The following is a 22,938-nucleotide window of genomic DNA, read 5'->3' as shown; positions in this document are numbered from 1 at the left end:
AAAACTAAAAGTTCGTTTTATATTAACCTAAAGTTTTACCTTATAGTGACTAGTATTACGAAAGCAATTTCCGAATTTTTTTTGCGATCTCATACGCCATCAAAGGAGGTACAGCATTGCCTATTTGTTTAAATGCAGGTGTTCTTGCTAAGCCGTCTTTTACTCCTTCGAAAAAATAATCATCAGGAAAAGATTGAAGACGTGCAGCTTCTCTCACAGTAAGCGAACGGTTCTGCTCAATATCCGGGTGAATGTAATAATGACCATCCTTTGCTATATGCGCAACTACTGTTTGCGAACATGGTTCATCTGAAGCTACGACTTTAAACCTATCAAAAAATGATGAACGATTTTTATGGGTTTTCAACCTTTCAGGTAAATCATTATAATTTAATCTTTCCCGTTTAGTATTCCACTTTTGAACAGCAATTCTATATATTTCTTTATCCTGCAAAGTATGAGGTCTCGGTGAGTGCTGAGTTAATATATCAATTCCATTTCTAATGAAAGTATTTGTCAGATAAATATTTGATTTATCTTCATATCGCATACTTCTAGGTGTATTCTGACCTGCAATAACGCTAGGTAAATCTCTCAAAACATCCGATACAGTACATGTAGCAATTTTTTGAATATCCCCCAAGTCAGGTATTTTAATATTCTGTCCTTTTTTACACCCAATAATTATAATTCTCTTTCTATTTTGCAACACACCAAAATTGACAGCCTCAACATTAAACAATCTGATTTCATAACCCTTTTTGTCGAAAAGCTTTTTCATATTCTCAAGATACTTTCCATTACCCGCAGATAATAGTCCAATGACATTCTCGAAAACAAAAATTTTAGGTTGATACGTTTCAAGATATCTTGCATATTGAACATACAGATAATTTCTTTTATCTCCTTTCATTCCGCTAGCTGATCTCGCTCTTCCTACCAATGAATAAGCCTGGCAGGGGGGACCACCTATAATCAGATCTACAGCTCTACCTTTCAGTAGGTTTAATATTTTCTTATGTATAGTATTGTTATTTTCTCCACCAATAGGAAGATTTATAACGGAATTAAGAAGATCCTGGGGAATTTTATTATATAACTCCTCACGAGAAGTCATCCCTTGAAGATAAGACACATAGTGCTCATATTGGTTTGTAGATTTCAGATAATGACAAGCAATACGAGTTTTCAAAGTGAAACAGGCTGCTTTATCCATTTCTACGTGAGCAACAGGCTCAAACCCTGCTCTTACAAACCCCTCAGACAATCCTCCGGCGCCAGCAAACAAATCAATATAAGTAAACTTCCTGGACATATTGAATTTCAATAACTTTTTATTTCTTTTAATAAATTTTCCAATGTTTCTTCCAAGTTTGCCTTTTTTAGCTGGCATTCCCAAATCTCTATAACATTCCACCTCATTTTCCTTAACTCTGAAGTTGCTTTAATATCATTTTCAATATTCCGATTAATTTTATTCAGCCACCAATCAGTTCTTGTTTTGGGTATAACATAATATTTGCACCCCACATGGCCATGCCAGAAACACCCGTGAATGAAAATTACTGTTTTATATTTAGGTAAGCAAATATCGGGTTTGCCCGGTAATTCCTTTTTATGCAAACGAAAGCGTAAACCTTGAGAAAAAAGATATTTCCGTACTATCATTTCCGGCTTCGTATCTTTTCCCTTGATCTGACTCATATTAAAACTCCTTACGGATTTTGAGTGTACATCAGTCATTTTTACAACAGGAATATTTTGATTTTTATCAATTTCTAATCTTCTCTTATTGTTATTTGTTTATTCTTTCGCAAAATACCAACTACTTTTTCCTTCTTTGGTATTGAAAGTATTAGATACGATACACTATATCTTGATTTTCAACAAGTTTTATTATATCTCATAACCCAAATTTATAATTTTTTATGAAGATTAGCTAACAGGTATAGTCTTATAATACCCATAAATTACGTGATATTTTTACGGAAAATTATAAGGATTTCCATAAACAAGAGATATCTGTATTTTATCGCAAATTCTGCTAATTCTACAGTCCAAAAAATTAAGAGCAAAAACATAAATTCAAGCTATTGTGCTATACGCTTTAAGACAAAATAAACAAAATTAACATATATTATTGATATACAATCGATTGCAAAGTTTTGGCGTTTAAATAGGGGGTGGGCCAACGTAAAATGCGAGAAAGGACAACTAGTTATATTGATAATCTAAAACTATAGTTTGAACCATTGAGCAATTCTTAATTTTATGACATTAACTTCAATCCGGCTCAAGATTATCCGATTTTCCTTTTCCAATACTTATAAACGGACTTTTCATCAAATACCAAAAACTCTGTTTTCCTTCGGATTCAAATTCTTTCAATCCGTATTTTACTTCGGTAGATGGAATAAATTTATAGGTACCGAAGATTCTGTCCCAGATAATAAAAATATCAGCGAAGTTTGAGTCGGTATAAAATTGTTCCTGGTGATGGTGCACCCGATGATGATCGGGCATTACAAAAAGAAGTCCGAGCGTATGGTTTAACCAGCTAGGATATTTCAGATTGGAGTGTTCAAAAAAGAAGAAAACATAAATGATCAGATAGTATAATGCCATTGAAGTTACATCTGTTCCGAATACTCCGGCAGTTATGATATTTCCAGTTTGGTAAATCAGAATCAACTCTAACGGATGAAACCGGAAAGTAGTAGAAGAGTCCATTGTCGTATCACTGTGATGCACCCGGTGTAAGCGCCATAATAATGGAATTTTATGAGATGCCCGGTGTATCCAGTAGGTAGTAAAATCATACAACATCACACTCAATAATAACTTTATCCAGAAGGGGAGTGCTACAAAATATAGTAGTCCGATTTGATGATCATTTAACCACTCAATGCAATAAACCTGTATAGAAACGAAAAAGATATTTAAAAGGACCAGTGTGATTTGAAAAAGCATATTCTGAAACAGGTGATGGCCTCTTTTTTTGAATGAAAAGGGCGTTCCGGAGAGCTGCTCCAGTGTAAAGAAAACCGCCAGTAGAGCGATTATAACATAATTGGGATTAATACTCAGTATTTTATCCAATATTTCCATATTCTTTAGATATGGGTTCAATACTAATTTACAATTATTAAATATAAAAACGTCATTTTAGGATAAATACATCTAGGAACTTAAGCCATTAAATCTATAATTGTACTCAGATCGTATATATCTGTGTGATCAAAGACGAATACAAACATTCAAAACTAACCGGCAGCATCATTGGCTGTGCAATGGAAGTGCATAAACGACTAGGTAGCGGATTCCATGAAGTGATTTATCAACGGGCTTTGCAAATCGAAATGGAGCTAGCAGGAATTCATTTTAAACGGGAATTTGAAATGCGCGTTTATTACAGGGACTTGTTTATCGGTACCCAACGCGTTGATTTTCTCGTAGAAGATTTGATTTGTGTTGAGCTAAAGGCCAGGTCAAGTTTGGAAGATTATCATTTTGCTCAGACGTTCGGATACCTGAAGGCTTATAAAGTTGAGATCGGTTTGCTGATTAATTTTGGTGAAAAGAGTTTGAAGTTTAAGCGGCTTACATACAATTTATATGATTCAAATGATTAACAGATTGATATGATTAAGATTATTTATAAAAGATCAAAATCATTATAACCATTTAATCAGTTTTAATCATATAATAAGCCTATAATGTATTTGTATTATGTTAATATAGCTTTGGTATTTATTTTTTGAAGAGGGAGAAAAAGAAAATGTTTATTTCTAAAACAATTCCATGTAAGGGTTGCGGAGATTTTGCAGGGTAGGGGGCTTTAGTTATTTTGAGTGTGTGAGAGATAATAGCGGCATCCTTTTGTGGAACGTAATGAGTAAAAGATACAGCTGATATTGCGTAAGTTTTCATTAACAAACGTGCTTCGATCTCAATATTCGGGAAAATAGATGCTGCTGCTATCTAAGGTTCGGACGAGAATGCTGAAAGTTAAAATATCACTACGTTTTTGAAAATACCGATTACTTTTAAAGACTGTAAATCATCTTCAAACAACTCAATATCCTGATAGCGAGGGTCATCAGACAAAGGCTTCAGTGTAATGGATGCATGGCGCCATTCTTCGGAGCTTATATATTTAGTACTATGATATTCTTTTACAGTGTAACCAGACCCGAAATCTGCATCCTGTATCGCTGTGCTTTGAACTAGTACAATTTTTCCTTCACGGCTTCCGCTGGTATCGCGCCGGAACAAGCAATAAGACCCATTTTTAATTCTCTTATTCATAGATTCGCCTACTACCTTACAGACAAAATGATTATCTCTATCCTTAATATCGTTGGGTAGTTCTATCCATTTCTGTTGTGCCGGAAGCTGGTTATCGCTGAAGCTGCCCGCTGCTGCCAAAATATCTATAAAGGCAACGGCACGATTATTCCCGTGAGCCTCTTCTTTAGATAATATTTTCAATGCAGGAGGCTTAACACCATATACAGGTATATGCTGCTTCAAATATTCACGTAGTTCCGCATCACAGGCATACACGAATGTACCCCGAATACCCCGATACATCATATTCTTGTAAATGTTGATGATATATTTTTTCAGCTGTTTACCATCAACTCCCTGTTTACCATATTTGTCATGATACTGATCGGGATCAACTTCAATGCATTGCTTAGCAGAATTATAACTAATCTCCGGTCCGAATATGACAGCACCATAATTCAGATCATAACCCATAGTTGTGTGAATACAACCAATCTCGTTTACTGCAGTATCCGAATTGATCCAGTCGCGGTTTACCTGATTCCATTGAAAATGAATGCCCTCAATCTCTATATCCATTGCCTTTTTATCTTTCTTGGAAGACCAAGACCAGGAGTAACCTGCGATCATACGGCATAAGCCATATTCCTGTTCTCTTTCCTGTATCATATTTCGCATATCAATAATGGAATCGAACACTTTCAACTCATACTCATCCACTTCAAATTGTGCTGCTGTTTCCAGCTTCAGGTGTAGTAGTTCATCTACAAAGGAAATATAGTCAGATCCGCCCATGACCCGCATTTGCGAATGGAGCTTTAGCTTTAGCGTCGCCTTATTCTTCAGCAGATCGAGAAAACGGCTTTCAGCTACATCCGAAGGACGTACCTCCTGGTCACGGTCGTAAAAAAATATCTGGTTCTTGCTGTTGCTTAATATCCAATCCAGCTCGGTGCCTGTATTATCAAGCCCTAGTTTTTTATTTTTCTTTTTGAATGGGCCCCTCCAGCTAATATTCTTGTATTGCCGTAATCGGTGTGCTTCGTCTACAATCAGCAGGTCGTATTTTGAACCCTTAAACGTATCGGAGGGACTAATGACCATACTTGAGTTTAAATCGGGCATCTTACGGAATACATCTTTTAGCGTGGCACGCAGTGAATCCATCGCGATCACCAACCCAATCCGAGCATTGGGATATTGCTGTTGAAACTGCCTGATGTAGCGTATTTCCCGCAAAGTACCATTGCTGCTATCCAGCTCTTCCTCATTCTCTATAGCACCTATATCCGATTTCAGCAGTTTCATCAGGTAAGTAGCCAGTATGGTTTTACCAGTACCTGCGCTTCCTTTTACAAATATCCTGTTTGATTGTTTAGTGGTAAGACCGTCCAGTATTTCGAGCAATGATCTGTATTGATCTTCGTTCAGCGATTTGTAAGGAGAGTATTTAAATATCTGTGAGTTCTCAATATCCGTCAGGGAGCTGCGTACTACCTGCCGTTCTTTCAGCTGTTGCCATATCCGGCTAAATACTTCGTGGTATATTTTTCGTTCGTAATAATTATGTGTTTTTAGTCCATAGTTGCCATTCATCAGATCATAGCTGCCCTCAGCCGACATATAGCGGATGAGAGTCGACTCTATATCAAGTGTAGCCGATTTATTGAACCAGTCGCTACCAATCAGTAGTATCTGGTCCAGAACGGCTTTTTTTTTATTGGCAAGGTGGCTGGTGATGCGCGTTATGGCATGGGTAGATTCACCAATGTAACATTTCTTTTTTTTCCTTTTGCTATCTATAAAATACACAAGCGGCCATTGGTTTTTGGCCCAACGGTTTTGTTTTATCTGCTCAAGCCCCTCCTTGCTAAAAGAGTAAGGCTCCGATATATCTATCAATATTTCAGGGAAGACTGTACTCATAGTTCATCATACTTCTTAGCTGTTCCTTTGGCTTTGCTTACCGGGTATTTTTCTCCATTTCTACGGATTTTTTCCTGAACGATCTGTTTTACATCTAGCTTATATTTATCAGCCAGCAGCAACGCAAAAGACAAAATATCGGCCAGCTCTTCCTTTACTTTTTCTACGTTAGCCTCTTCTGCGTTCTTCCAGAGATAAAGCTCCAGCAGTTCGCCAGCCTCTATATTAATGGCCAGCGCCAAGTCTTTAGGATTGTGAAACTGTTCCCAATCCCGCTCGTTTCGAAAATGTATCAAATCGCTTATAAGTTCTTCAATATCAGTCATTGGTAGTAATTAAATTTCGAATTTACCACAAATTAAATTCATGAAAGCTGAAGCAGATTCATTCTTTTTTATGAATTGGAAGTTACAAAAAATCCGGTAAAGTACGGGTAATTTACATATGTAAGTCTTTAAAACATATTTACCATGTTGGATACATAGCATCATTTTTAGTGCTTTGTACTAACCAAAAGCCAAGCGTCAGGATGGCAGCGGATAGCCCGACTCCTGAACGGCTGCTTGGAAAATTATTATCGTACCCCGCACCGAAATGGCCGTGCAGCCGGGTAGGGGACATGCCCTAATTATGCACAATGTGCCTTACAATGTCTTTAATGTGAGAAGGAAGGTGTAGAATGGGAAGAGTGTTGGAGCGACGAAGCCGCATAGCTCTATATTTTTATTTCAAAAAAGTCTATATCATATTTTCTGCAAAGTTCCTTTTCTGATTCTTTAAATTTCCATGCAACCACTACAGCTTTTACTCTTTCATCGTTTAATACAAATCCGAGCTGGGCACATCTTAAAGCTCTATACTTAATCACTTGATGAATTCCAGGTTCTACATTATCAAGCTCAATTTCTACTACTATGTTATTTACCCCTTTTTGTTGAGGTTCAAAAAGAATATCAACCAAATCTCCAGAGAGATAAGGATGCTCGAGATAAGCTTTAACCTCAGTTTTATCGATCAGGATAACTTCAGGATGGTTAGCAATATATTCTTTAAGTCTTTTATGTTCTAGGCTTTCTCCACCCTTGCCATATTTTCTCCTTAACAAAGTTCTCTTTACAACTTTTTCATTTAGCGCTCCGTTGACCATAGGTCTTGAAATGGAAAACTCTGGAAAGTCCGTTTCAATGATATTTGCGATCATTGATTGTGTCGTTTCATTTTGGACAATATCCCTTAAGTCATGAAGTATGGCTGCTACTTGTAAATCTTCTAAATATCTAAATCTACCTTGCCGCCACATCGGTGTCGAACTTTTGTCATTTCTATGGTAATTCCAGAAATTTAGCTCTGAAGCTTCATCTTTTGATAATCGCAAGCTTTGTTCTTCCGCTGCTACAACTTCGTGTTCATTTAGTATGCTCTTTATTTTGAGAAATCCAATGATCTTTCGTTCACTTTCCGGACTGTGTGGAAATCGAGTTGTTAAAACAGCTATTTTATCAGCACCGGAATTAAGAATGCGAAAAGGCTTATCTGTTTTAAACTCGTATCCAGGGTTCCATTTCCATTTGGCAAAGAGCGCACTCTCATTACACGGAAATTCCAGAATATCACCTATAAATCCTCGATTATAGAACTGCCTGCACGAACACTGAGACTGGCTACACCATCTACCCTTATCAAACTCTACATTATAAATAATATTTTGAATGTCGCATCTTCCTTTGAAGCCGACATATATATCTTCATCTCCGTTATTATAAATTAGGTTACAGGCAATGTTTTTTATCTTCATACTAGGGTGACAATAGCATTAATAGCTTGAATAATATACGGAAAGATCAAAAGGCACCCCTAATTATACACAATGTGCCTCAAAACATCACTAATGTGAAAAGTAAAATTTGGGGTGGTTGGTGGGCTTGGAGTCTTGATAACTTTTATTTATTCCATTAACCTAAACCAGTCTTTCACTGTTATCTCTAATCTTACAATCTCGTCTTCAGCCAAAGGACAGCAATGAGCGATAGGACCTCTAAGTAGATTTAGACTTGTCATAATTTTTTGAAAGGCTCTTGAGTTTTTGAATAAGTCATCAAATGCTGTCCAATTTCCCGAAACTATTTGCCCCAATTCTCCAAAAGTTGTGTAGTCAATTTTCTTTTCAGAACGTTGCGTAAACCCAGATTCTGCTTCTCTGTTCATGTTATTGTCAACATTTGTTTTAATTGCGGGGGGAACTTTTAAGTCCCACCAATTGTCGCCATATTCTTCTTGCATTAATTGAACCACTAACGCTCTGATAGATCTTTCTAAGCAATAGAATATCTCGTAATGTTCTGCCATTTCTTTTGCCTCTTTTCTGAAATCGGCATTGAATTGCAGATAATAATCTTTTCTTTTAATTTCGACTACTTCTTTTCGACCTAAGTCAACTCTTAATTCAGATTCAACTCTATCCAAACAATTTTCTGTAAGCGAATTAGCCAACGTGAAGAGCCTTATCTTAGATTCAATATCGGTATTAATCATTGAGCAAATTTTCTTTTAATGATTTGAATATGGCGTTGAAAATTGCAGGATCATCTGTTTTCGGCAAAACTAGATTTATGGTATAGTTCAAACCAATACTTCTTTGCTTATGTGGTTGGAAAGAGGAGTGAGACGATAATTCTTGAGATTTTCGTTCTGGTTCATTCTCCTTTGGTTTTTCTTCAGCTTTACTGTCTGGAGTTGGATTGAAGTCTGCTAAGGCTTTGGCATTAAAGAAAGTAGAAACAATATTTTCAACTTTCTTAGAATCATGAGCTTCCCCAGTGGATTCCATCACAAGCCCTTTGAAAGCTTTTTTGTCTAATTCGTTAGCATATTCATTACGCGAGAACAACTCACTATATGCTTGTTTTATTGCAATAGCTAGGCTTTTCCCTGATGTTGCTGGATTTCTGAATTGTTTATAAAGGTTTGTTGGTGTACCATCACTATTGACAAGTCCAGCTTTCTTTGCCCAAGGAATAAACGTCAAATAATTTCCTCCATTAAAGCCCAATTTAGTTTTTAAAAAATCTTGGCTAAAGGTTTCAGGTGTACTGGCTTCTTTAATTTTATCGAGAATCTTTCCGATTGAGCCGGGAGCATTCATATAAGGTATATCAGCAGCCATATGTCGTAGAAATTTAGTTTTGTATGTTAGGTTAATTAATTTCGTTAAGTCTTGGCAGATCAATTTCGTTAGAAAATTTTTGCCAATCACCATCTATCCAAGAGTATTTTTCTGCTTCAATGAATTTAGTATATCGATTTTCAAGAGTTGTTATGACGTCTGCAGAGCATGTAGCATTAGGAAATGAATCGTCAATCACCACTATGTTATCAAAACCTCCATATATATCCTGTGTTGCTTTGTTTGATAATCTAAATACATATTCACCGATCCAGTCACATTTTAGAACCTGAACATAACAGTCCGACTTCAAGATGTCTGCAAATAGTTCGTTAATTGATTGTATCGGTTCATCAGGCTCTAAAATTGTTCTTGAACCAATAATGAAGGGAATAGTTAAACCATTCACAAAGTAATGTTCTCGTTCAAAGTGATCTAAGACTGTACTCCAATACATTAAGGTGAATTTTAAGGTTCATTTACTTCTTTTCAATCAACTTCTCCAGCTTCTCAATCATTTCCTTTTGCTGCCGGAGCATACGTTCATACAGCTCAACCATTTTATCGAGAGGATTGAATGTGCAATTATTATAAGAAGCAAAAGCATTTTTGCTATCGTTGAAACTATCGGTAAATGTATTCCTAACAATATTCACCGGCTGATCTTCATTAAAAGTACTAAAGAGCTCAACCGGGAACTTTAAAATACGGGCTACCTCTTGGAGTAGGGCGGGCTCAACGGTTTCTTTCTGTTCCAGGAGCGATATTTTTTGCTGGTTCCAGTCGTCACCCAACTCATAAGCGAATGCATACTGCTTGATGCCCAGTATTTCGAGGCAACGTTTATTAAATGTATAGATTTGATTAAACCGGGAATCTTTTATTCATTACAGTCACAATTTAATTCAATAAGAAAGCCGTCTTAGTGTAATATATTAATTATTTAGTAAATAGGCTACCCAACTTACTTCTACACAAAATTTTTGACTATAATCAAACTTATATCAATAGTCGAAATAAATTTTACGGAAAACCATATCTATGTGATTTTAGCATCACTGTTGATTATTAACGGTTCAGCAAAAGTTTAATAAATAATATCCTGGCGAGATCCCCAATAATTAAGATGATCTCAGTCTTTATAAAATCACATTGTCTGCCTGTAAATCATTTGAAATCCGGCTAACCAGAGACTCAATTATTATTTATAAATTACTTATAATTTATATTATGTTAAATAGATTATTTACGAAATAACTAGTTTCTACTCCATATCACTGAATACCCCGTTTCACTGCTACTATCTTAAACTATCATCGTCTTTGCACATCACCTACTTAGTACTTAGTTATTCATTTTCATTTCATCCAAACAAAACCAATCCACCTCAAGTTATTCGCCGCCTTTATTTATCCGGTATTCTGAATTCTTTATTAGAATGTATTTGCTTTACCCACTCAAATTGCTTTTATTTGAATTAACCGGACATTGATATTCCGATTTATCAAATTTTCAATTATATCAGGTATTCCACTTAAAGTTTTTATCCATATGAATAAGAATAATGTATTGATTCAGAACATTATAGAACAATTTATTGACATTCAGGATCAGGAAAACTGGCTCGATGAGAGCTTTCAGAAGAAAATCGACCAGATCAGCCCCGAACAAGCTTTTGCACGCCCTATTCCGGAAATACACAGCGTGGCCGAACTACTCGCCCACGTACAGATCTGGCGCTCTGAAAGTATTAAAAAGCTGAGAAATGAACCTTCTACTCTGACAGTGGAAAGTCCGGATAACTGGAGAACCAATGAACAATTGAAAGCAATCGGATGGGAACAATTAAAAGCAGACTTCTTTAAAAGTGCAGCTGATCTGATTGAACTGATCAAAGATAAAGACGACTCCTTTCTGGAAAATTATTATAAAGACGGATATCAGTTCAAATTCCTGATTGAAGGACTCATCCACCACGACCTGTATCATCTCGGACAAATAGGTATTACCATCAAACTTTTACGACAATACCATATCGTTTCTATTTAACATAATTATTTCAGCCGCTGTATTAAAAAAGCGGCAGATTCATTTCGAATCAGCCGCTTTTAGCATTTTCACTACGAGTACATGTTTCCAAGCCGATACAGATTAAATTGTTGGTTGGTTGGTCATAGTTTCAAATATTATTACGCTTCGCAAGATTTACAGTTTACCAGGTTCGTTACCATTTCTTTCGCTACCGACTGGCTACGTTGGTAATACAAAGCTTTAATGCCTAACTGCCAGGCTTCAATGGTAAGTTTGTTTACATCTCTTACCGGAAGGTTTGACGGAATGTTCAGGTTTAAGCTCTGCCCCTGATCAATATATTTCTGACGAATAGATGCTTGTTGTACAATTTCTAACTGAGAGATTTCTTTGAATGTTTTAAATACATCTTTTTCATTCTCGGTTAAGAAATCCAGATGCTGCACACTTCCGTGGTTCAGCATAATTGAACGCCAGGTATCCTCATTGTCCTGCTTTCTCTCTTCTAATAACTGACGCAAATATTTATTCTTACGCATAAAGTTACCTTTCGATAAACCTACTTTGTAATAGTTGGATGCGTAAGGCTCGATGCCCGGTGAGGTTTGTCCTAAAATCGCTGATGAAGAAGTTGTCGGTGCAACGGCTAATAAAGTAGTGTTGCGTAAACCGTATCCTTTCAACAAATCAGGTTCGCCATAAATAGTCGCCAACTCTCGTGATGCTTTGTCAGCCTTTTCACGAATGTTTTTGAAAATTTCGTTGGTTAATTGTTTAGCACGCATTCCTTCAAAAGGAATCATATTCTTCTGTAAATACGAGTGCCATCCTAATACGCCCAAGCCTAATGCTCTGTGACGTTTAGCAAATTTATTGGCAGATGCCAGGTAGTGATTACCTTCTGTTTTTGCAATAAATTCCTGCAATACTGCATCCAGGAAATAAATAGCCAGCTTAACCGCGTCTGTATCTTTCCACTCATCATATAACTCGAGGTTCATTGATGATAAACAACAGATGAACGATTCGTCTTCTGTTGAAGGCAACATAATTTCAGAACAAAGATTAGAAGCATTGATACGCAGATTCGCATCTTTATATACTTGTGGTTTTTGTCTGTTTACATTGTCAGAGAAGAAAATATACGGTAAGCCTTTTTCCTGGCGGCTTTGTAATACTTTGGCCCAGATTTCACGCTTTTTCATATCCCCTTCTACCATGTCCTGCATCCAGTAATCCGGTACACACACAGCAAAGAAAAGGTTTTGAATCGGGTGACCGATATCTTTAATTTTTAAGAACTCTTCGATGTCATCGTGGTCAATATCCAGATAAGCAGCGAATGCTCCTCTCCTCACACCACCTTGAGAAATGGTATCCATTGCAGTATCGAATAAACGCATAAAGCTTACGGCACCACTTGATTTACCATTATCGGTAACGGCAGCACCGCGTGATCTCAGGTCACCAAAATAAGCGGATGTACCTCCACCAATTTTTGTTTGCATGATCACTTCACCGAGTTTATGAGTAATTCCTTCGATATTATCAGGAACGTGCACGTTGAAGCAAGAGATAGGTAAACCTCTTTCGGTACCCATGTTTGCCCAAATGGGAGAACTAAGGCTCATCCAGCCGCGTTCAATCATTTCCAGAAAAGCTTCCTTCAACTCAGGTCTGAACAATCGCTTTGCTGCTGCTTCACATACTCTTTCAATTGCGCCTTCCACAGACTCCCCTTTCAACAGGTAGCCTCTGTTTAAAACTGCCTCACTTTCTTCGTTTTTCCACCAAAGTTTTTCGGTGAATTGCTCCACTTGCGGATCTTCAAATAACGGCAAAACTGTATTGCTCATAACCTTTGATATATAGATGGTGAATGTATTAATTTAGAATAAGTCGTTTGCAGAAATACTTTTATCAAACTTAGTATAGTCTACCGGACGTTTTGCAAAGAAGTCATCCATACTGTTAGCGAAAACTTCTTCCTCGAACCATTGCAGTGCATTACCTTTTGACTGGTCAACGTTAAACAAAGGTTCAAAACCGATTTGTTTTAAACTGTCATCGGTACGTACTTTCATGAAGTTAGCCAGCTCAACTTTTTTAATATTGTCTAACTCTCCTTCTCTGAAAATCCAGTCGATGATCGCTTCTTCCACTTCGATTGACTTTTTTACCATACGAACGATGTCGGCTTTGAAAGTTTCATCGATCATACCCGGATTCTCTTTCTTAATGGTATTAAAGATATAGATACCGGCATTGGCGTGTATTTGTTCGTCTACTGAAGTCCAGGCAATAATATTGCTCACATTTTTCATCAACCCTTTAAAACGTGTAAATGAAAGAATAATAGCAAATTGGCTGAATAAACTCACATTTTCAATTAAGATAGAGAACAACACCAATGACATGGTGTACTCTTTCGGATCGTTTGATTTTACCTTACTCAACGCCTCTGTTAAATAAGCAATTCGCTCGCTCACCACCGGAACTTCGATGATGTCTTCAAACTCGTCTGAATAGCCCAATACTTCTAATAAACGTGAATATGCTTCTGAGTGTCTGAACTCACATTCTGCAAACGTTGCCCCGAGCCCATTGAATTCCGGTTTCGGCATATGATGATACAGGTTTCCCCAAAATGACTTAACAGCTACCTCAATCTGCGCAATGGCCAACAACGCACTTTTTACGGCATTTTTTTCTGCCGGGCTCAAGTGCGAATGGAAGTCCTGAACATCCGCTGTGAAATCGATCTCAGAGTGTACCCAGTAAGCTTTGTTAATCGCTTCTGTATACTGCATCACCTCAGGATACTCAAAAGGCTTATACGAGATTCTTTTGTCGAAAATACCCATGATGTGTAAATATTATAGTGGTTAATTATCTTATAAATCTAAAGGACTAATACAAATGTAAAAATTCTGAGCTCCTTTTTTTTGATGTTTTACCCACACGATGTGAATAATAATTTTTGCAGATTGAGTGAACCTTTTTGCAACTGGCTTTGAAGGAAATCGGGCAGTAATACGGGTCTTTGTTAAAAATTCAAATTGCCGGAATAATGCAAATTCATGACATTTTCTGCACCGGTAAGGGATTGTTGGTGGTCGGATACAAGCACTTTCCTCATTCCCCATTTTCCACTGTCAAACAAAAAGGGCTGACCAAAAGTAATGGTCAGCCCTTTTCAGGTATCATCAATATAAGATTAGTGATCTTTATCTACGTTGTTATATTTAACGGTTAAAGCGTCTACTTTCTCTCTTAATTTTTTGATTTCAGCATCCATTGCTTTTGCAGCAGCAGCTTGTTTTTTGTTTTCCAGGTCTGCCTGTTTAGTTTCAGCCGTCATTAATTTATCTTCATAAATTAATGTAGTGATATCTAAGCTGCTTTTTAAGATTGCTTTCTCCTGAGGCTCTAATTTACCTTTAGGCTCTAATAAAGAGCTTACTTTTTCGAAATAAGGTAAAGCCTGGTCGAACTGAGCTGCAGTCTGAACTTTTAATTCATCTTTCTGCTTTTGTTGTTCAGGTGTTAAACGTTTTCCTTGTTCAGGACGAATTTCTCTGTTTTCATTCGCTTTGTCAACCCCTTTATTGTAGATCAACTGTCCGATCATCAACTGAGCACTGATATAGTTTTTATCGCTTTCAGGAAACTCTTTGAATAATTTTTCAGCTTTCTCTAATTTTTCCTGCCAACCTGCAGGACGTTGAAGAACATTCTCCAAATAGTTGTTTTCATACAAAGTAATCGCGTAGTTGAATTTGTAAGAAGACTCTTCAGGTTTTGCTACGATTAACTTTTCATATGTATCGTATACTCTGTCGAACTCTCCTCTATCTGTATAGAATTCCAACTCAAACAGATCCCACCACTCGTCAGCAGGGAATACCTCTTTACCGATAGCGATGGTTTTGAACAGGTTTTCTTCATCATCTTTACTTGCGTAGTATTCTACTACCCATTTGTAAATCTGATCGAAGTCGTCGCCTGTAGCTTTATGCTTAACGATTTCGTTGTATTGTTTTGCTGCTTCGTCTTTCAGGTTAGCTTTTTCAGCAGAAATACCTGCGAATAAACGGCCTGTTGTATCTAATGCGATATCGGTTAAACCGTTATCGTACATTACAGACACAATATTCAACCCTTTATCAAAGTTTACGAAAGCATCTTTAAAATTACCGCTGTTATAGAAACTGGCTCCGGCCTGAGAATAGTTAGAATATAACTCGGCTAATGTAGCACTGTTTTCTGCAATCAACATCAAGTTTTTCTTAGTAGAATCTTTAATGTCTTTCTGAAGATCTAAATATTTCATAATAGATTCTTCAGCGCTTTCCATTGCTGCATTTTTCTCAGCACCTTCTTTTGTTTTAGCTAATGCAAGGTAGATTTTACTTTTAGTAAACCATGCATCTGCATTGGCGGCATTTTTTTCAACCGCCAGGAAGTTATTTATTTCGTTAACAGCTTCATTCAGCTTGTCATTTTTCAATAAAGATCTCGCTTTCTCTAATTTCTGTGCGTGTAAACCAGCATAAGTGGATCCAGCGAGCAATACTGTTAGTAATACTCTTTTCATTGTGTTCTTAAGTTTAAAATCTTTAATTAGTTGAAGCGCTATTTTCGCTTGTGTCCTGATTATCGTTTAGCTCAGTAGGGTTTGGATTTTCACCGTTTTCTACATCTGCAATTGGCTCATCGTCTTCTGTTTCATCAATTTTACTGATCGCTGCAATGCTGTCGCCTTCTTCTAATCTTATCAATTTTACCCCTTGAGTAGCTCTACCTAATTCACTGATACCTTTTACCGGCATTCTAATCGTCATACCACTCTTACAGGTAATCATCAGGTCCTGGCTTCCCAATACATCCAAAATTCCTACTAATTTACCTGTTTTTTCTGTTACCGAAATAGTTTTTACTCCTTTTCCTCCACGGTTTGTGATACGATATTCATCTACAGGAGTACGTTTTCCATAACCTTTTTCACTCACAACCAATACAGTACGATCCTTATCACTTCTATCTACACATATCATACCAATAACTGCATCCTGGTCATCATCTACCTCAATTCCTGATACGCCGATCGCTCCGCGGCCTGTTTCGCGTACTTTCTCCTCAGGAAAACGGATAGCCCTACCGCTTTTTACAGCCATAATCACTTCACAGTTACCATTGGTCAGGCGTGCTTCCAGCAATTCATCTCCATCAACAATGGTGATGGCATTTACACCGGATTGGCGCGGACGGCTGAAATCTTCCAGTGCAGTTTTCTTAATAATACCTTTTTTGGTACATAACACGATACTTCTTGCCTTTACATATTCGGTATCCTGTAAATCAGCAATGTCGATAATTGCTTTTACCTTATCACCAGGATTTAACTGAATCAGGTTCTGAATCGGTCTTCCTTTTGCACCTTTATCTGTTTCCGGAATCTGGTACACATTTAACCAATAACATCTACCGCCCTCTGTAAAGAATAAAAGCGTATGGTGTGTTGAAGCTACAAACAGGTGTTCGATATAATCTTCTTCGCGGGTTCTGCCTCCGATCACACCTCTACCACCTCTTCTTTGAGATTTATACTCAGTAGCAGAAGTACGTTTGATATAACCTAAGTGAGAAATGGTTATTACTACATCCTCTTCTTTAATTAAATCTTTGATATTCAACTCATCATCCAGCAGCGTAATTTCTGTTTTTCTTTCATCGCCGAATTTTTCCTTAATCTCGTTTAATTCGGATCTGATCAGATCGAAACGCATGCCTTCATTGCTCAGCAATTCTGTTAAATGAGCAATTAATTTCATCAGCTCATCAAATTCCATTTTGATTTTATCACGCTCCATACCGGTTAAACGTTGAAGACGTAATTCCAAAATGGCTTTTGCCTGAATCTCATCCAATCCCCATCCTGCATTGATTAAACCTTCTTTTGCAGCTTCCGGGTTCGGAGAGTTACGGATCAAACTGATTACTTCATCTAAGTGATCTAAAGCAATCAGGTATCCTTGTAAGATATGCGCTTTTTTCTGCGCTTCTTTCAGTTCGTATTGAGCTCTGCGAATCACCACTTCGTGACGGAATTCCACAAACTCACGAACCATATCCACTACATTCAAAGTTCTCGGACGGCCTTTTACCAACGCAACGTTGTTAATACCATAAGAGGTTTGAAGTTCGGTATATTTAAATAACTGGTTTAATACAACGTTCGCAATGGCATCGCGTTTTAAGTCCACTACAATACGGGTACCTTCTTTATTATTAGACTCGTTATTGATGTGGGCAATACCCTCGATGGTTTTATCCGTTACCAGCTGGCCGATTCTGTTACACAGGGCATCTCTGTTTACCTGATAAGGAACTTCCGTAATGATCAGTTGTTCTCTGCCGCTTGGTTTTACATCTACTGTTACTCTACCTCTGAGTACAACCCTGCCTCTACCTGTATGCATGGCATTTTTGATACCTTCCATTCCGTAAATGATACCGCCCGTCGGGAAGTCCGGCGCTTTGATATGCTGCATCATTTCATCAGGAGTAATATCACGGTTTTCAATATAAGCGATACAACCGTCGATTACTTCGGTTAAGTTGTGCGGCATTATATTGGTGGCCATCCCTACTGCGATACCACTTGACCCGTTTAATAACAGGTTAGGTAAACGGGAAGGTAATACAGTCGGCTCTTCTAATGAATCGTCGAAGTTATTTTGAAAATCTACTGTATCTTTTTCTATATCCTCCAGCATTGCTTCAGCCATCTTTTGCAAACGCGCTTCTGTATAACGCATTGCCGCCGGGCCGTCACCATCCTGAGAACCAAAGTTACCATGGCTGTCAATCAGTCGATAACGCATATTCCATTCTTGCGCCATACGCACCATTGCATCATACACTGAGCTGTCACCATGCGGGTGATACTTACCCAGCACCTCCCCTACGATACGAGCTGACTTTTTATGCGGTTTATTAGAGTTGATACCCAGTTCACTCATCGCAAATAAGATACGGCGATGCACCGGTTTAAACCCATCTCTAACATCCGGTAAAGCACGACCAACAATAACAGACATTGAATAGTCAATGTATGCCTGTTTCATCTGGGCTTCAATATTAATCGGCACAATTCGATTTTGATCGTTTGTTGCCTGTGGTGTTTGATTATCTTCCATACTCATTTTCTAAAATCCCTATCTTTTTATTGGAAATACAGGGTTGCAAATCTAACTTTTAAAGTTGAAAAATAGCTTAAATTTCAGATACTTTATTCACTTTTATCTACTTGTTTTTTAACAATTAATACACCATTTGGTTTAATCCTCAACGGAGATCCTTTTTAACTTTTTGTGAATTCGCTCAACCTATTACTTTTTTTCGTCATTTATTTTTGTTATTAAGTTACTAATTCACTATTTTTACTAAAATATCCCTTCCCATCAGCCTTTGGCATATAACTTGAGTATATATCTTTCGTTTTTCTCACCGTAGATAATTGAGTTTCAAAACTTACGAGGTAAATTTAAACTAGCACTATGAAAAAGACCGTTGCTACGTTAATCGCAGTCATTATTGCGGTTGCTGGGTTGCACGCATTTCGCATTTACCAGGATTCGAAATTAGAAGGCACTATCCAACCCTCTGAAAAAGCCAACCAGGTATGGGCCGTTCACGGAATGGATTCCCTGAGGTTCATGCCGAATGATGGAAGCTTTTCTTTTACTGTAAATCCGGGAGACTGGAAGATTATCATCAATGCCGAGCCGCCTTATGAAGACCTGATATTCGACACGATTGTTCGACAGGGACAAATTACTCAACTAGGCGTGGTTCAATTAAAAACTGCCATGAATTAATTGTTGATTACTAAAATAATAGAATTCCATTTCGTAATTTGCATATCACCTATTAGCGATTGTAAATAACATTGGAATGAATACTATTTTAGTTATCGGTGCCGGCAAATCATCTATCTATCTGATCGAGTACCTTTCAGAAGAAGTGGCCAAAAGAGGTTGGAACCTGATTGTTGCAGATGGCCAACCCGCACTTGCCGCACAAAAGATCAAAAACCCTACCCGCTCTAAAGCCGTTGCTTTAGACGTTACCAACACTACCGAATTAAGCGCCTTAGTTAACGATTGCCAGATTGTAATTTCCATGATGCCGCACGCGCTACACCAGCGAGTGGCAGAGGTATGTATTGCCCATAAGAAAAACCTGTTAACAGCATCGTATGTTGACAATGAGATGAAATCCCTGATTCCCGAAATCGAGGAAAAGGGACTGCTGTTCCTATGTGAAATGGGACTTGATCCCGGTATTGATCACATGAGTGCAATGAAACTGATTCACGATATACAAGCAAAAGGTGGAAGCATCCAAAGCTTCTACTCGCATTGTGGTGGATTGATTCATCCCGATAGTGACAATAACCCATGGCATTATAAAATAACCTGGAATCCGCGTAATGTGGTAAATGCCGGTAAGGCTGGAGCTGTTTTCTTAAAAGACGGAAAACAAACACAACTCCCCTATGCTGAACTTTTCAAAAACAGTCCGGTTTTACCCGTTAATGGCTGGGGCGATTACGCCTGGTATGCCAACCGCGATTCTATTTCCTACATAGATATCTATAAAATTCCTACCGTTCAAAACTTTGTTCGTACCACTTTACGAAAACCTGATTATAATTCAGGATGGCAGCAAATGATCGAATGGGGATTAACCGACGATACACACCAATACACCTTCCAACAAACCAGTCTGGGTACGTTTTTTCAATCTCATCTCGAAAAAAACGGCCACTGGAATCAATGGACAAGCCTTCGGCAAAACACCGATCAAGTATTGACAAAACAATTGTTGTATCTGGGTTTTGAAGACCAAAACACGCTTATCCCATTCGAAAAAGGAACTGCAACCGATGTAATGGAATTTGTACTGGAGACAAAACTTAAACTATCTGCCGGCGACAAAGACCTGATCATTATGGTACATGAAATTGAATATTTACTGGAGGGTAAACACGAAAAAGTGACTGCCTCATTAGTAGTAGCCGGTGAAGACGAAGCGCATACAGCTATGGCCAAAACAGTTAGTATGCCATTGGCAATTGCCGCCGTTAAAATATTGGAAGGTTCTATCGCCGTTACAGGCTTACACATTCCTACGATTCCTGAAATTTACGAACCGGTACTGGAAGAACTGGAACGATTTGGAATTTCTTTTACTGAGGAAAAATCATAATAATAAGAATCCCCAACGTTGTTGGGGATTCTTTTGTCTGGTAGGTTTATAATACTAAAAGTTCGATCTCTCTTTTGTGACGTAACAGGTATAAGCACTGAACTACAATTCTACATTATCAAGTACCCCGGGCAGCTGTAATAAGTTGACACGCTTATTACGGTCTGCTGTTCTTCAAATTTTCATAAAAACGAGGCTTAATGATGAAGTGAAATTCGTTTTTTAAAATGAAAAAACAAAGCATTACCCCCATACCATTTTAATGGTATATACTTAAACAACTCAATATAAGCTTCTTACAAGACACTTGACTGCTTATATACCCAAAACCGCTAAAAGCTTTTCCTTCCCCAATCTTACAAGAATAAATACCGGCTCTTACAAGAATTTGTATAAAATAAAACTTAACTTTCTGGTACCGCCTCCTTATAAAAACGCCCCTTCTTTCGATGTCTCAGAACCGATAAACAGCATTGATCTCAAAATCAAAACCTCCTCCATGAAATATATTCTACTACTCTTTCTGGTATTGGCCGGTTCTCAACTGCAAAGCCAAACCTACATCACCAATGTTGCCGTGGCTGATGTTGCCCTACAAAAAATATTACCGGGTATGACTGTAGTGATCGATAAAGAATTGATCACTGCTATTCAACCGGTGAATAAAATAAAAATTCCGGCCGGAGCTACCGTGATTGACGGATCCGGAAAGTATCTTTTGCCAGGTTTAACTGACGCACATATTCATTTTTTTCAAAATGGCGGGCTCTATACACGTCCGGATGTAATAGACCTTCAAAAATATATACCACACCACAAAGAATTGAGCTATGCACATCAGCAGATGGAAAAAGTTTTACGCAGGTATCTTCGCCAGGGTATTACACAGGTAATTGATGTAGGCTCCAGCTATTCTTTTCTTGAACAGGCGAATAACTTCAGAGGAAAAGATTTTGCACCGGAGATTTCCATTACCGGACCACTTCTCACTACCTACGAACCGGCTATTTATAAAAATACAGGCAATGAAAGTCCTTTTACACTCATTCAATCTGCACAAGACGCTGTTGAAGGGGTACGCAAACAACTCCCCTATAAACCAGATTTTATTAAAATATGGTTTATCACCACCGAAGATGAACTTGGAGTAGAAGCCAGTGCCCGTAAAAATCTCCCAATGGTAAAAGCTGCCATTGATGAAGCTCATAAGCATCATTTAAAAGTGGCGATTCACACTACGCAACGCATAGCAGCTCAACTGGCGGTAGAAAGCGGAGCTGATTTTCTGGTACATAGCGTAGAAGATGAAGTGGTAGATAAGGATTTTATTCAGCTACTGAAAAAAAATAACATTATCTATTCTCCTACGCTGATTGTGCACAACAATTATATTACCACTTTCGCACAAAAACACCGGTTTAGTAACGAGCAATTACTTTCATCAGACCCTTATCAGTTAGGATCTTTATCAGACCTTCAACATCTTTCAGATACATTACTGGTAAATAATTATAAAAGAAGTTCAGAACAAATGGCCGGATACCTTCATTCGGCAGATTCAATCAGAGCGGTTAATTTAAAACTGTTATCAGATGCAGGTGTCATCATAGCTACCGGTACGGATGCTGGAAATATCGGCACCCTGCACACGTCTTCTTACATCAGTGAATTACAGGCAATGTCTAAAAGCGGAATGAGTAACTGGCAGATACTGACTGCCTCCACTCTGAACGGTGCAAAAGTGTTGGGTAAGGATAAAGTGTCCGGAACAATTAGCGTGGGTAAACAAGCCGATCTAATTTTGTTAGAGGCGAATCCTGTTGAGAAGATAGAAAATATTACCAGAATAAACCGTGTTATCAGAAAAGGAAAAGTGCATACGCCTGCAGAATTACTGGAAGATACTCCTGAAGACCTGGCGCAGCGGCAACTGAACGCGTATAATTTAAAAAATATTGATGCTTTTTTAGAGCCATATGCAGAGGAAGTAGAGATTTATCAATATCCAGACAAACTGTTGGCAAAAGGAAAAAAACAAATGCGCGGCATTTATGAGCAGATGTTTAAGAGTACGCCTGATTTACATTGTGAATTAACAGGACGTATTGCGCAAGGTAATATTGTTATTGACAAAGAGCGGGTACGGGTGAATGGTAATTTTTTTGAAGCCATTGCTATCTATCACATCGAAAACAATAAAATCAGTAAAGTTTATTTTATTCAATAGCGTCCATCTTGTCTGAGACTATTAT

Annotated in this window: 19 protein-coding genes; 5 read left to right on the top strand and 14 right to left on the bottom strand. The window is 37.8% G+C overall.

Annotated features, from left to right (window positions below):
- Positions 1-55: 55 nt before the first annotated feature.
- The 3 genes from D9O48_RS15400 to D9O48_RS15390 form a co-directional block, all read right to left on the bottom strand.
- The gene (locus tag D9O48_RS15400; protein ID WP_233589257.1) at positions 56-1,393 is read right to left on the bottom strand and encodes a DNA cytosine methyltransferase; all 1,338 of its coding nucleotides are present in this window, start codon (positions 1,391-1,393) and stop codon (positions 56-58) included.
- A complete protein-coding gene (locus tag D9O48_RS15395) occupies positions 1,324-1,743 on the bottom strand; it encodes a very short patch repair endonuclease (protein WP_126973878.1) in 420 nt (139 codons plus the stop codon). Before D9O48_RS15395 ends, D9O48_RS15400 begins: the two co-directional genes overlap by 70 nt.
- 540 nt (positions 1,744-2,283) lie before the next feature.
- On the bottom strand, positions 2,284-3,108 hold the full coding sequence (locus D9O48_RS15390) for a sterol desaturase family protein (protein ID WP_126973877.1): 825 nt from the start codon (positions 3,106-3,108) through the stop codon (positions 2,284-2,286).
- 125 nt (positions 3,109-3,233) lie between these two features.
- Between D9O48_RS15390 and D9O48_RS15385 the strand changes: the two genes are divergently transcribed.
- A complete protein-coding gene (locus tag D9O48_RS15385) occupies positions 3,234-3,632 on the top strand; it encodes a GxxExxY protein (protein ID WP_126973876.1) in 399 nt (132 codons plus the stop codon).
- 376 nt (positions 3,633-4,008) lie between these two features.
- On the opposite strand, the gene D9O48_RS15380 is transcribed toward D9O48_RS15385, so the two are convergent.
- The 7 genes from D9O48_RS15380 to D9O48_RS15350 all read right to left on the bottom strand — a co-directional run bounded on the left by D9O48_RS15380 (position 4,009) and on the right by D9O48_RS15350 (position 10,173).
- Positions 4,009-6,216 (bottom strand): DNA/RNA helicase domain-containing protein, encoded by a 2,208-nt coding sequence (locus D9O48_RS15380; RefSeq protein ID WP_126973875.1) that lies wholly within the window; start codon positions 6,214-6,216, stop codon positions 4,009-4,011.
- Complete coding sequence (locus D9O48_RS15375; RefSeq protein WP_126973874.1) at positions 6,213-6,542, bottom strand: nucleotide pyrophosphohydrolase; 330 nt, start codon at positions 6,540-6,542, stop codon at positions 6,213-6,215. The genes D9O48_RS15380 and D9O48_RS15375 overlap by 4 nt, the downstream gene beginning before the upstream one ends.
- A gap of 389 nt (positions 6,543-6,931) precedes the next feature.
- A complete protein-coding gene (locus D9O48_RS15370; protein WP_126973873.1) occupies positions 6,932-8,011 on the bottom strand; it encodes a hypothetical protein in 1,080 nt (359 codons plus the stop codon).
- Between the two features lie 149 nt (positions 8,012-8,160).
- The gene (locus tag D9O48_RS15365) at positions 8,161-8,748 is read right to left on the bottom strand and encodes a Swt1 family HEPN domain-containing protein (protein WP_126973872.1); all 588 of its coding nucleotides are present in this window, start codon (positions 8,746-8,748) and stop codon (positions 8,161-8,163) included.
- Positions 8,741-9,379 carry a DUF5343 domain-containing protein gene (locus D9O48_RS15360; RefSeq protein ID WP_126973871.1) on the bottom strand — a complete coding sequence of 213 codons (639 nt, stop codon included), beginning with the start codon at positions 9,377-9,379 and terminating at the stop codon, positions 8,741-8,743. The genes D9O48_RS15365 and D9O48_RS15360 overlap by 8 nt, the downstream gene beginning before the upstream one ends.
- Before the next feature lie 31 nt (positions 9,380-9,410).
- Complete coding sequence (locus D9O48_RS15355) at positions 9,411-9,836, bottom strand: hypothetical protein (RefSeq protein ID WP_126973870.1); 426 nt, start codon at positions 9,834-9,836, stop codon at positions 9,411-9,413.
- Positions 9,837-9,858: 22 nt separating this feature from the next.
- Positions 9,859-10,173 carry a DUF677 domain-containing protein gene (locus tag D9O48_RS15350; protein WP_233589255.1) on the bottom strand — a complete coding sequence of 105 codons (315 nt, stop codon included), beginning with the start codon at positions 10,171-10,173 and terminating at the stop codon, positions 9,859-9,861.
- A gap of 757 nt (positions 10,174-10,930) precedes the next feature.
- On the opposite strand from D9O48_RS15350, the gene D9O48_RS15345 reads away from it, so the two are divergent.
- Positions 10,931-11,428, top strand: a complete 498-nt coding sequence (locus tag D9O48_RS15345; protein ID WP_126973868.1) for a DinB family protein — start codon at positions 10,931-10,933, stop codon at positions 11,426-11,428.
- A 140-nt stretch (positions 11,429-11,568) separates the two neighbouring features.
- Here the strand turns inward: D9O48_RS15345 and D9O48_RS15340 are convergent, their stop codons facing one another.
- From D9O48_RS15340 to gyrA, 4 genes are all read right to left on the bottom strand, one after another.
- Entirely contained in the window at positions 11,569-13,266 is a 1,698-nt protein-coding gene (locus D9O48_RS15340; protein ID WP_126973867.1) for a ribonucleoside-diphosphate reductase subunit alpha, read from the bottom strand.
- A gap of 33 nt (positions 13,267-13,299) precedes the next feature.
- Entirely contained in the window at positions 13,300-14,274 is a 975-nt protein-coding gene (locus tag D9O48_RS15335; protein ID WP_126973866.1) for a ribonucleotide-diphosphate reductase subunit beta, read from the bottom strand.
- A 353-nt stretch (positions 14,275-14,627) separates the two neighbouring features.
- Entirely contained in the window at positions 14,628-16,007 is a 1,380-nt protein-coding gene (locus tag D9O48_RS15330; RefSeq protein ID WP_126973865.1) for a hypothetical protein, read from the bottom strand.
- Positions 16,008-16,029: 22 nt separating this feature from the next.
- The gene (gene gyrA / locus D9O48_RS15325) at positions 16,030-18,612 is read right to left on the bottom strand and encodes a DNA gyrase subunit A (protein WP_126973864.1); all 2,583 of its coding nucleotides are present in this window, start codon (positions 18,610-18,612) and stop codon (positions 16,030-16,032) included.
- A gap of 360 nt (positions 18,613-18,972) precedes the next feature.
- On the opposite strand from gyrA, the gene D9O48_RS15320 reads away from it, so the two are divergent.
- The 3 genes from D9O48_RS15320 to D9O48_RS15310 all read left to right on the top strand — a co-directional run bounded on the left by D9O48_RS15320 (position 18,973) and on the right by D9O48_RS15310 (position 22,913).
- Positions 18,973-19,293: a hypothetical protein gene (locus D9O48_RS15320; protein WP_126973863.1), complete on the top strand. Its 321-nt coding sequence runs from the start codon at positions 18,973-18,975 to the stop codon at positions 19,291-19,293.
- A 76-nt stretch (positions 19,294-19,369) separates the two neighbouring features.
- Complete coding sequence (locus D9O48_RS15315; protein ID WP_126973862.1) at positions 19,370-20,686, top strand: saccharopine dehydrogenase C-terminal domain-containing protein; 1,317 nt, start codon at positions 19,370-19,372, stop codon at positions 20,684-20,686.
- A gap of 499 nt (positions 20,687-21,185) precedes the next feature.
- A complete protein-coding gene (locus D9O48_RS15310) occupies positions 21,186-22,913 on the top strand; it encodes an amidohydrolase family protein (protein ID WP_126973861.1) in 1,728 nt (575 codons plus the stop codon).
- Positions 22,914-22,938: the final 25 nt, after the last annotated feature.

The organism is Gynurincola endophyticus (assembly GCF_003991195.1).
Taxonomy (GTDB): domain Bacteria; phylum Bacteroidota; class Bacteroidia; order Chitinophagales; family Chitinophagaceae; genus Gynurincola; species Gynurincola endophyticus.
This window is presented reverse-complemented; position numbering and strand designations above follow the sequence as displayed.